This is a genomic window from Streptococcus equinus, from assembly GCF_900104225.1.
Classification (GTDB): Bacteria; Bacillota; Bacilli; order Lactobacillales; family Streptococcaceae; genus Streptococcus; species Streptococcus equinus_D.
In genome coordinates this window covers 1-1,447 of the sequence record NZ_FNJK01000018.1, presented here as the reverse complement: position 1 = coordinate 1,447, position 1,447 = coordinate 1, and the positions used below count along the sequence as shown (strand labels likewise).

1 protein-coding gene and 1 pseudogene are annotated in these 1,447 nt (G+C 32.1%); both read right to left on the bottom strand.

The features are described 5' to 3' along the window. Window positions 1–851 (bottom strand): annotated as a pseudogene (locus BLP98_RS09270) (hypothetical protein); the annotation flags it as partial. Window positions 852–853: 2 nt separating this feature from the next. Continuing rightward, window positions 854–1,447: sensor histidine kinase (locus tag BLP98_RS09265; protein WP_142349379.1), on the bottom strand; the 594-nt coding region annotated here is incomplete at its 5' end.

The window sequence follows — 1,447 nt, the reverse complement described above, 5'->3', positions numbered from 1 at the left end:
TCATCTAAATTACCTTGGTCAATTCCCACTTTTAAACTCATCAAAACATTAGCGTAGTCATGTCTAAAACTGCGCACTTCCTGATAAAGGCTTTCCACATGCTTACTGTAATTCTCAAGTGCTGTCAGCTCCATTTCCTGATTACGCAGCAGTTCTTCTTTTTGCTCCTGACCATGGCGGAAGTTAAGGTAAAAGAGGAAAGTGAAAAGAAGGATGAAGTAAAGGAACGCAATAATTGCCCTTAATGCGTCGTTAGCAGCATCACGAAAAGGTCTTAAAATAGCAATGGCATCCACAAGTAAAAAATAGAAAACCATCAAGATATTAACAATGTTAAAAACTTTTGGTTCGATGTGCTTTTTTAAACTTTGGCTCACATTTGAAATATCAATATTTAACCATCGTGAAACCAAATAATACACAATAAATGGTTCAATTCCTGTTAATATAACTGGCAGCGAAGGTTTTAAAATATCTATCTTTATTGAAAAAATAGATTGGCAAATAATGAAGAAAGAATTATGCAAAACAACATAAAATACAATAGGATATAAGCCGTAAAAGAAATGATATCTAAATTCCATTTTAGAATTACGTTTATAAGAAATAGCAATAAGATCTGCTGCAACTAAATAAATAGTGCATTCTTTAACTAGGTAAGGACTTAAATTTAGTGTACTGAGAAGAGTACCATTCACTATTGGTAAAAAGACCTCAATCTCAAGCAAAAAGAAAACCCATTCTTTTAAAGATAATTTATATTTAGTAATTTGTTGAAATAATATTCCTAGTAGAATAAAACTTATAAAATTAACAATAAAAGCAAAAAATAGTATTAAATTATTTAACATTTTTACGTTTCTCCTTCATAAATCCTTACAATTTGAGTAAATTTATAATCTGAACTTTTTGTTTCAATAGACAAATTTTCATAATCGTCTTGAAAATCCATCAAAGTTGCTAGACCGAGCCCACGATTATCTCCTTTTGTAGAGTAACCACGCTCAAAAATCTTATCCAAATCTACCGATTCATCTTTTGTCGAATTTTCAATCATGAAAACAAAATCACCATCTTGGTAGAAATTAGCTACGGAAATTTTGGGAGTTTCAGACTCCAAAGCTGCTTCAATAGCATTGTCGAAAAGGATTGACAAGATGCGGATATAAGAAATCAAGGGAATTTTGGGAGTTCCCATTCTTTCTGAAACTTCCATACTAATCTCAATGCCTTGATTTTCTGCCTGCAAAAATTTAGCTGACATAAGACTTTTAACACCACTGTCTGTGATATTGGCCAAACGAGTCAGGTCAAATCTGTTATTGTTGACTAATTTCGTTGAATCCGCGGTGATTTCCTCGTAAATTTTCTTGATGTCATCTAAATTACCTTGGTCAATTCCCACTTTTAAACTCATCAAAACATTAGCGTAGTCATGTCTAAAACT